Consider the following 8,788-nt stretch of genomic DNA (forward strand, 5'->3'; position numbering starts at 1 on the left):
CTTCTTAGCGGGCGTAGGGGCGATGCAGGGCGATGTCGCGGTTCAGCTCGACGCCGAAGCCGGGGGTGTCGGGAACCTTCAGTTTGCCGTTCACGGGAACCGGCTCGCCGATCAGTTGCGGATGGAACATGGGCACCACCTCGTCGGCGCCGGGAGCCATCATCAGGAACTCGGCGAACGGGCTGTTATGGCGCGTCACGACGAAGTGGTAGGAATAGACGCTGGACCCGTGCGGGATCATCAGCACGCCCTTGGCGTCGGCCATGGCGGAGATCTTGATCAGTTCGGTCACGCCGCCGCACCAGCCCACGTCCGGCTGGATGATGTCGCAGCATTCCATCTCCAGCAGCATGCGGAAGCCCCAGCGGGTGGCCTCGTGCTCGCCGGTGGTGACCAGCATCCCCTTGGGCGCGTTCTTCTTCAGCGCCTGATAGCCCCAGTAGTCGTCGGGGCTGAGGGCTTCCTCGATCCATTTCAGACCCAGCTTGTGGGCTTCGTGGGCGAGGCGGGTGGCGTAGTTGAGGTCCAGCGCCATCCAGCAGTCGAACATTAGCCAGAAGTCGTCGCCGCAGGCGTTCCGCATGGCCTCAAGCTCGGCCAGGTTCTTGCGCAGGCCCTCTTCACCCTCGGCCGGGCCGTGATGCAGGGGCATCTTGCCGCCGATGAAGCCGAGTTCCTTGGCCTTATCCGGGCGCGCGCCCGTGGCGTAGAAGGTCAGTTCGTCGCGAACGGGTCCGCCCAGCATGGCGAAGACCGGCTCCTGGCGCAGGCGGCCCAGCAGGTCCCACAGGGCCAGATCGACGCCGGAGATGGCGTTCACCACCAGACCCTTGCGGCCATAATACTGGGTCGAGAAATACATCTGATCCCAGATCTTCTCGACCTCGGAAGGATCGCGCCCTTCGAGGAAGCGGGCCAGGTGTTTCTCGACGATGTAGGCGGCGGGCTCGCCGCCGGTGGTGACCGCAAAGCCGACGACGCCGTTCTCGGCCTCGATCTCCACCACCAGGGTGCCCAGCACGTTGATGCCGAAGCTGCGGCGGCTCTGACGGTACTCAGGATACCTGGCCATCGGCGTGGCGATGTGGTCGTCGATCCAGTGGCCGTCGCCCTGATCGTGATAGTCGGCGCCGCCGCCCGTCCCGTCGTTCTTCACGACAAAAGCGCGGACGTGCTTGATTTTCGGCAGGCGGCTCATTGGCAAATCACCGAGATGCGGTAATCCGCTCCCATCATGCGGGATTTCACTGGCGTTCCTCCGTGCGACCCGTCAAACTTGCCAACCATTTGAGCGGCCCGCTTGCGTGTTTTGCTACATTCTGGGAATGAGGATTACGAGATGGGACGAATGACGTCAATCAAGACCGAGCATGTCGAGGGCGAAGAGGAAGTCGGGGTCAAGGCCTCCGGCAGCCAGACCCTGCTGCGTGGACTGGATGTCATCGACGCCCTGATCGACGGCTCGCTGCCTCTGGCCGAGCTGTCCGAGAAGCTGGAACTGACGCGCAGCACGACCCACCGTCTGGCCTCGGCCCTGGTGGACCGTCGCCTGCTGTCCTTCCGCCCGCGCGAGGGATATTCGCTTGGCCCGAAGCTGCTGGAACTGGGGCACGCCGCCAGCCAGCAGATGCATCTGCCGCGCGTGGCGCGGCCCTGGCTGGAGCACCTGTCGTCGGTGACCGACGACACCGTGCACCTGGGCGTGCTGGACGGCCGTCACGCGCTTTATCTGGATAAGGTGGCCGGGCGTCGCCGCGTGAACATCGGCTCGCGTCTGGGCGAGCGCCACCCCATCGCCTCGACCGGTCTGGGCAAGGCGCTGATCCTCGACAAGTCCGAGCCGGAGTGGAGCGACTTCTACGCCCCCGAGGGCACGCCGTTCGATTCCCCCGCCCGCGCCGTCTGGATGGAGCGGATGCGCGGCTATGCGCAGAAGGGCTATGCCTTCGACCTGGAAGAGAACGAGGATCAAGTCCGCTGCGTCGCCGCGCCGATCCGTTCGGTGGACGGGCATATCGTGGCCGCGATCAGCGTCTCCTCCGCCGCTCAATATATGTCCGACGCCCGGATGACCGAACTGACCAGGACCGTCACCGACGCCGCCAACGCCATCAGCGGCGACCTGGGCTGGACCCCTAAAACCTAAACCCGCTTACCTGTACGGAGCCCCCATGCTGCTTAAAGACAAGGTCGTCCTCATCACCGGAGGATCGCGAGGCATCGGGGCGGCCGTGGCCGTGGAAATGGCCAAACAGGGCGCGGACGTCGCCATCAACAGCCACTCGGGCGGAGAGGCTGCCGCCGAAGTGATCGCCGCCGTCGAGGCCCATGGTCGCCGCTGCATCTCGGTCGAGGGCGACGTGGCCCTGCCGGAAACGGCGACGGCCTTTGTGAACGCGGCGGTCGAGGCCTTTGGCCGCGTGGACGTCTTTGTCTCCAACGCCGGCATCTGCCCCTTCCACGCCTTCCTCGACATGCCGGCGGAGACGCTGAAGCGGACGATGGAGGTCAATCTGCACGGCGCCTACTTCATGACCCAGGCGGCGGCGAACCAGATGGTGAAGCAGGGCGACGGCGGCGCGATCGTCGCCATCAGCTCGATCTCGGCCCTGGTCGGCGGCGAGTTCCAGACCCACTACACCCCGACCAAGGCGGGCGTGCACAGCCTGATGCAGTCCTGCGCCATTGCGCTTGGAAAGTACGGCATCCGCTGCAACTCGGTCCTGCCGGGCACCATCCTGACCGACATCAACAAGGACGACCTGGCCGATCCGGCCAAGCGCGAATACATGGAAGGCCGCATCCCGCTGGGGCGTCTGGGCCAGCCCGAGGACATCGGCGGCGCAGTCGCCTTCCTGGCCTCGGACATGGCGGCCTATGTCACCGGCGCGGCCCTGCTGGTCGACGGCGGCGCCTTTGTGAACCTGCAATAGGCCGCGCGGCGTGAAGGCGGCTTCCATCACCGACTATCGCGAGCTGGCGCGTCGGCGCCTGCCGCGCTTCCTGTTCGAATACATCGACGGCGGGTCATACGCCGAGACGACGCTGGGGCGGAACATCACCGACCTGCGCGACGTGGCCCTGCGCCAGCGGGTGCTGCGCGACGTATCGGACATCGACCTGTCGGCGACCCTGTTCGGTCAGAAGGTCAGCCTGCCGGTCGCCCTGGCGCCGGTCGGGCTAGCGGGGATGAATGCGCGGCGCGGCGAGGTTCAGGCCGCCCGCGCCGCTACGGCGTTTGGCGTGCCTTTCACCCTGTCCACGGTCGGGGCCTGTTCGATCGGCGAGGTGGCGGCGGGCAGTTCCGCGCCCTTCTGGTTCCAGCTCTACATGATCCGCGACCGCGCCTTCATGGCCGACCTGCTGGATCTGGCGGAGGCGGCGAAATGCCCGGCCCTGATCTTCACCGTCGACATGCCGGTGCCGGGCTCGCGCTATCGCGACTACCACTCGGGTCTGGCGGGGGCGTCGGGCTTCTTGGGCGACATGCGGCGGGCGATGCAGGCCGTGGCGCATCCGGCCTGGGCCTGGGATGTCGGGGTCAGGGGCGGTCCGCATTCGCTGGGCAATGTCGCGCCGGTGCTGAAGGGCAAGACCGGCATCGACGACTTCTTCGCCTGGATGCGCGACAACTTCGATCCGACCGTGACCTGGGACGACCTGGCCTGGGTGCGCGAGCGCTGGAAGGGGCCATTGATCATCAAGGGCGTGCTGGACGCCGATGACGCCCGGCGCGTCGCTGATCTTGGCGCGGACGGCCTGGTGGTGTCGAACCACGGGGGGCGCCAGCTGGACGGCGTCCTGTCCTCGACCCGCGCCCTGCCGCCCATCGCCGATGCGGTCGAAGGGCGGCTGACCATCCTGGCCGACGGCGGAATCCGCAGCGGTCTGGATGTCGTGCGGATGCTGGCCCTGGGCGCCGATGGCGTCCTGATCGGACGGGCCTGGGCCTATGCCCTGGCCGCGCGTGGCGAGGCGGGCGTCAGCCATGTCCTGAACCTGATGGCCGCCGAGATGAAGGTGGCCATGGCCCTGACCGGCGTGACGCGCGTGGACCAGTTGGACCGCAAGGCCCTGGCCTAGGCGGGTGGCTTGCCCGCCAGGCTGTGGCGACGGCCGTAAGCCAGATAGACGGCGATCCCGGCCAGGTTCCAGAACAGGAACCACAGGTGGGTCTTCTGCGGCAGGCTGGCCAGCAGATAGACGCAGCCGGCGATGGCTATGGGGCCGATCACCCAGGCCAGGGGCGTGCGGAAGCCGCGTGGCGCGTCGGGGGCGCGACGGCGCATGATCAACATGCAGACCGCCACCGCCGTGAAGGCGACCAGCGACCCGGCGTTGGCCAGGGCGACGATCTCGTCCAGCGGCAGGAACAGGCTGACGGCGCCGACGATGGCGACCGTGAACAGGGTGATGCGGATCGGTCGACCGCCCTTCGAGACTCTGGACAGGCCATGCGGCAGCAGGCCGTCGCGCGCCATGACGAAGAAGATCCGGCTCTGACCATAGAAGAAGGCCATGATGACGGTCGGCAGGGTGATGACCGCGGTCACGGCCAGGAAGCGGGCGGCGCCGGGCTGGTTGATCTCCCGCAGGATCAGGGCCAGCGGCTCGGGGCTGTTGGCGAAGCGCGTGAAGGGCGTGGCCCCCAGGGCGGCCAGGGCGATGATCGTATAGATGGCGGCGCAGGCGAACATGGAGCCGATGATGCCGATGGCCAGGTCGCGTCTGGGATTGCGGGTCTCCTCGGCGGCGGTGGCGATGGCGTCGAAGCCGTAGAAGGCCGAGAAGATGATGGCGGCGGCGGCCATGACGCCGCGCTCCACGCCGTCTGCGCCCATGTTGCGCGCGAAGCCGTAGGGACTGAAGGGCTCCAGATTGACGGTGTTGAAATGCGGCAGGGCGAACCAGACGAAGACGGCCAGGGCTGACAGCTTCACCGCCACCAGGATCATGGTCAGGCCGGCGCTCTTGCGCGTGCCGGCGATCAGCATGGCCGCGACCAGGGCGATGACGAAGAGGGCCGGCAGATTGGCGATCCCGCCCGCGTGCGGCGCCTGCATCAGGGCCATGGGCGCGCCCGCCCAGCCGTTCAGCAGGGGGGCGGCGTAGCCGGACCAGCTGACCGCCACGGCGCTGACCACCAGGCTGTATTCCAGGATCAGGCTCCAGCCGATGATCCAGGCGAACACCTCGCCCATGACCACATAGGAATAGGTATAGGCGCTGCCCGAGGCCGGGATCATCGAGGCCATTTCGGCATAGGCCAGGGCGGCGCAGGCGCAGACGAAACCGGCGATCAGGAAGGACAGCAGCACCGCCGGACCGGCCTTGTCGGCGCCGATGCCGATCAGGGTCAGGATGCCGGTGCCGACGATGGCGCCCACGCCCATGGCGATCAGATGCGGCCAGCTCAGGGTGCGCGGCAGGGCCTGGCCGTCATGCGACGAACGCGTGTCGGCGTCGATGCGCTTGCGTGTGTTCCAGCGGCCCATGTGCTTACCCGGGGAAATGGCGACCATTTTCGCACGGATCAGGCCAGGCGGAAAATGAACGGGGGCGGCTGCAAACGGCAACAAAGGGGCGTTTTGTGGGCGAGGGTCCTAGGCTGGTCTCTGGAGAATGGCGGCGGCCTCTTCGCACAGGGCGATGCGATGGCGTTCAAAGGCGATTCCCGCCTTCAGAACCAGATGTTGCAGGCTCTCTTCGCGTGATCGAGGCGCGACCGGGAAGTCCCGAGCCTCGATGGCCAGATAGGCGGCGAGCTTGTCGCGGTGGCGGGCGGCGACCGCTACGAGTTCCTCGGCGAGGCCGGTCGGTCCGACGACGGCTTCGGCGCGCAGGCGCACCATCAGCTCGTCGCGGATAGCGGGCGCATCCTGGCGGTCGTTGACCCACCGCTGCAATTCCTCGCGACCCGGCGGCAGGATGCGAAAGCGACGCTTGCCTCCGCGCGCGCCCTCGACCGGCGCCGCCTCGACCCAGCCGGCCGCCTCGATCCGAGCCAGTTCGCGATAGATCTGCTGATGCGTCGCCTGCCAGAAATAGCCGATGGAGCGGTCGAAGCGACCGGCCAGCTCCGACCCGGAACCGGGGCGTTCGGCCAATGACGTCAGAAGGGCGTGGGACAGGGACATGAGCCTGAATAGCCGAAGCTCAGGAGGCCTTGAAGGCGGGCAGAAGCGCGCCAAGGCGGGCGCCCATTTCGGCGGCCAGCGCCTGAACCCCGTTCATGGGGCGCATCATCACCTCGAAGTCGGTGATCAGGCCGTCCTCGTCGAAACGGATGAAGTCGATGCCCTTGACGCCCTTGTCTCCGACGCGGGCGCTGAACTCCAGCACCACGTTCAGCCCGTCGGCGGTGGCGGCTTCGCGGTGGTAGGCGAAGTCCTGAAACACGGTGATGACTGTGCCCAGCGCCAGGATCAGGGCGTCGGCGCTGTGATAGGCCTTGAACGCCACCGGCGAGCGGAAGGTCGCGTCCGGATGAACGATGGCGCGCAGGTCGGATACGTCGGCCTTGGCGACCATCTGGTGCCACTTGTCCAGCGAAGCTGCGGCGGCGGGGTGCAGGTTCAGCGTCATGATCGGTTCTCTCTTAGATGGCGGCGGCCAGGCGCACGCCCTGGTCGATGGCGCGTTTGGCGTCCAGTTCGGCGGCGACGTCGGCCCCGCCGATCAGATGAACCGAACAGCCGCGCGCGACCAGGGCGTCGTGCAGATCGCGCAAGGGGTCCTGACCGGCGCAGATGACGACGTGGTCGACCGGCAGGGTCTTTTCAGCGCCGTCGATGGTCACGTGCAGGCCGTCGTCGTCGATGCGGCGATAGGCGACGCCGCTGGCGGTGACGACGCCGTGCATCTTCAGCGCGGCGCGGTGAATCCAGCCGGTGGTGCGACCCAGGCGCTCGCCGACCTTGCCGCTCGAGCGCTGCATCAGGAAGACCTGACGCTCGGCCGGTTCGACCTGGGGCGCGGTGCGGCCTCCGGCGGTGCGATAGTCGGGATCGACGCCCCAGGTGCGGAAGAAGCGGTCGATGGACGGCGCTTCATGCCGTTCCACTAGATATTCGCTGACGTCGTGGCCGATGCCGCCGGCGCCGATGACGGCCACGGTCTTGCCGACCGGGACCTCGTCGCGCAGGACGTCGAGGTAGGACAGGGTCTTGGCGTGGTCGACGCCGTCGATCTCGGGCGTGCGCGGGCTGACGCCGGTGGCCAGGACGATCTCGTCGAAGCCTTCGTCGGCCAGGGCATCGGCCTCGGCGCGGGTGTTGAGGCGGACCTTGACCCCGGTCAGGTCCAGCTGCTTGCGGAAGTAGCGCAGGGTCTCGCCGAACTCCTCCTTGCCGGGGATCTTGCGGGCGAGGTTGAACTGGCCGCCGACTTCGCTCGCGGCCTCGATCAGGGTGACGTCGTGGCCGCGTTCGGCGGCGGTGACGGCGAAGCTGAGGCCGGCGGGACCGGCGCCGACGACGGCGATCTTGCGGGGCGTTTCGGTCGGGGCGATGACCAGTTCGGTCTCGTGACAGGCGCGCGGATTGACCAGGCAGGAGGTGATCTTGCCCGCAAACGTATGGTCGAGGCAGGCCTGGTTGCAGCCGATGCAGGTGTTGATCTCGTCGGCGCGGTTCTCGCGCGCCTTCTGCACGAAGGCGGCGTCGGCCAGCAGGGGGCGGGCCATCGACACCATGTCGCAATAGCCCTCGGCCAGAAGGCGCTCGGCCAGCTCGGGCGTATTGATGCGGTTGGTGGCGACCAGGGGGATGGAGACCTCGCCCTTGAGGCGTTTCGTCACCCAGGCGAAGGCCGCGCGCGGCACGCTGGTGGCGATGGTGGGGATGCGCGCTTCGTGCCAGCCGATGCCGGTGTTGAGGATGGTGGCGCCCGCCGCCTCGATGGCCTTGGCTAACTGCACCACTTCTTCCGCCGTCGAACCGCCCTCGACCAGGTCCAGCATCGACAGGCGGTAGATGATGATGAAGTTGGGGCCTACGCGCTCACGGGTGCGGCGCACGATCTCGAGCGGCAGGCGGATGCGGTTCTCGTACGAACCGCCCCATTCGTCGTCGCGCTGGTTGGTGCGGGCGGCGATGAACTCGTTGATCAGATAGCCCTCGGACCCCATGACCTCGACGCCGTCATAGCCGGCGGACTGGGCCAAAGCGGCGCAGTTGACGAAGTCGGCGATGGTCTGCTCGACCTCCTCGCCGGTCAGGGCGTGGGGGGCGAAGGGGGTGATCGGGGCCTGGATGGCCGAGGGCGCGACCAGATCGGGATGATAGGCGTAGCGGCCGAAATGCAGGATCTGCAAGGCGATCTTGCCGCCCTCGGCGTGGACGGCGGCGGTGACGAGGCGGTGGTGGTCGGCCTCCTCCTCGGTGGTCAGCTTGGCGCCCCAGGGCATGGGGCGGCCGCGTTCATTGGGCGAGATGCCGCCGGTGACGATCAGCCCGACCTCGCCCCGCGCCCGCTCGGCGTAGAAGGCGGCCATGCGTTCGAAGCCGTTCTCGACCTCCTCCAGGCCGACGTGCATCGAGCCCATCAGCACCCGGTTCTTCAGGGTGGTGAAGCCCAGATCGAGCGGCTGGAGCAACTGCGGATAGGACATGGCGCGGCCTGTTGTGCAATTTGTTTCAAAACTCTAACGCGACTTTCCTTTTATGCAACATGTTGCAGATGTCTTGCTCCGCCGCCTGACGATTCTGATCTGGTCGCGCGGACGGATTGGCTTTAGCTAGAGGGGAGAAGGAGGCGGGGCGGGGGGATGTTTCAGACATCCGCCGCC

General features: G+C 67.4%; 8 protein-coding genes. 3 read left to right on the top strand and 5 right to left on the bottom strand.

The features are described 5' to 3' along the window. Positions 1–4 precede the first annotated feature (4 nt). Positions 5–1,198, bottom strand: a complete 1,194-nt coding sequence (gene rhmD, locus ACOZBP_RS15815; RefSeq protein ID WP_422677283.1) for an L-rhamnonate dehydratase — start codon at positions 1,196–1,198, stop codon at positions 5–7. A gap of 150 nt (positions 1,199–1,348) precedes the next feature. On the opposite strand from rhmD, the gene ACOZBP_RS15820 reads away from it, so the two are divergent. Genes ACOZBP_RS15820 through lldD form a run of 3 tightly spaced genes read left to right on the top strand, consistent with a single transcriptional unit; the run spans position 1,349 to position 4,083 of the window. Then, entirely contained in the window at positions 1,349–2,146 is a 798-nt protein-coding gene (locus tag ACOZBP_RS15820) for an IclR family transcriptional regulator (RefSeq protein WP_422677284.1), read from the top strand. A gap of 25 nt (positions 2,147–2,171) precedes the next feature. Beyond that, the gene (locus ACOZBP_RS15825; protein ID WP_422677285.1) at positions 2,172–2,933 is read left to right on the top strand and encodes an SDR family NAD(P)-dependent oxidoreductase; all 762 of its coding nucleotides are present in this window, start codon (positions 2,172–2,174) and stop codon (positions 2,931–2,933) included. A gap of 10 nt (positions 2,934–2,943) precedes the next feature. After that, the gene (lldD, locus tag ACOZBP_RS15830) at positions 2,944–4,083 is read left to right on the top strand and encodes an FMN-dependent L-lactate dehydrogenase LldD (RefSeq protein ID WP_422677286.1); all 1,140 of its coding nucleotides are present in this window, start codon (positions 2,944–2,946) and stop codon (positions 4,081–4,083) included. On the opposite strand, the gene ACOZBP_RS15835 is transcribed toward lldD, so the two are convergent. The 4 genes from ACOZBP_RS15835 to ACOZBP_RS15850 all read right to left on the bottom strand — a co-directional run bounded on the left by ACOZBP_RS15835 (position 4,080) and on the right by ACOZBP_RS15850 (position 8,611). Next, complete coding sequence (locus ACOZBP_RS15835) at positions 4,080–5,495, bottom strand: amino acid permease (RefSeq protein WP_422677290.1); 1,416 nt, start codon at positions 5,493–5,495, stop codon at positions 4,080–4,082. The genes lldD and ACOZBP_RS15835 overlap by 4 nt on opposite strands. A gap of 108 nt (positions 5,496–5,603) precedes the next feature. Then, positions 5,604–6,137, bottom strand: coding sequence for a PadR family transcriptional regulator (locus ACOZBP_RS15840; protein WP_422677287.1), 534 nt, complete (start codon positions 6,135–6,137; stop codon positions 5,604–5,606). A gap of 19 nt (positions 6,138–6,156) precedes the next feature. Next, on the bottom strand, positions 6,157–6,585 hold the full coding sequence (locus ACOZBP_RS15845; protein WP_422677288.1) for a nuclear transport factor 2 family protein: 429 nt from the start codon (positions 6,583–6,585) through the stop codon (positions 6,157–6,159). 13 nt (positions 6,586–6,598) lie between these two features. After that, complete coding sequence (locus tag ACOZBP_RS15850; protein ID WP_422677289.1) at positions 6,599–8,611, bottom strand: FAD-dependent oxidoreductase; 2,013 nt, start codon at positions 8,609–8,611, stop codon at positions 6,599–6,601. Between the last annotated feature and the right edge of the window lie 177 nt (positions 8,612–8,788).

This window comes from Brevundimonas sp. NPDC058933 (assembly GCF_049315965.1).
GTDB lineage: Bacteria > Pseudomonadota > Alphaproteobacteria > Caulobacterales > Caulobacteraceae > Brevundimonas.

Excerpts from the sequence above, each read along its gene's own strand:
- rhmD (WP_422677283.1), bottom strand. The coding sequence starts at position 1,198 with ATGAGCCGCCTGCCGAAAATCAAGCACGTCCGCGCTTTTGTCGTGAAG.
- ACOZBP_RS15820 (WP_422677284.1), top strand. The coding sequence starts at position 1,349 with ATGACGTCAATCAAGACCGAGCATGTCGAGGGCGAAGAGGAAGTCGGG.
- ACOZBP_RS15825 (WP_422677285.1), top strand. The coding sequence starts at position 2,172 with ATGCTGCTTAAAGACAAGGTCGTCCTCATCACCGGAGGATCGCGAGGC.
- ACOZBP_RS15835 (WP_422677290.1), bottom strand. The coding sequence starts at position 5,495 with ATGGGCCGCTGGAACACACGCAAGCGCATCGACGCCGACACGCGTTCG.
- ACOZBP_RS15840 (WP_422677287.1), bottom strand. The coding sequence starts at position 6,137 with ATGTCCCTGTCCCACGCCCTTCTGACGTCATTGGCCGAACGCCCCGGT.
- ACOZBP_RS15845 (WP_422677288.1), bottom strand. The coding sequence starts at position 6,585 with ATGACGCTGAACCTGCACCCCGCCGCCGCAGCTTCGCTGGACAAGTGG.
- ACOZBP_RS15850 (WP_422677289.1), bottom strand. The coding sequence starts at position 8,611 with ATGTCCTATCCGCAGTTGCTCCAGCCGCTCGATCTGGGCTTCACCACC.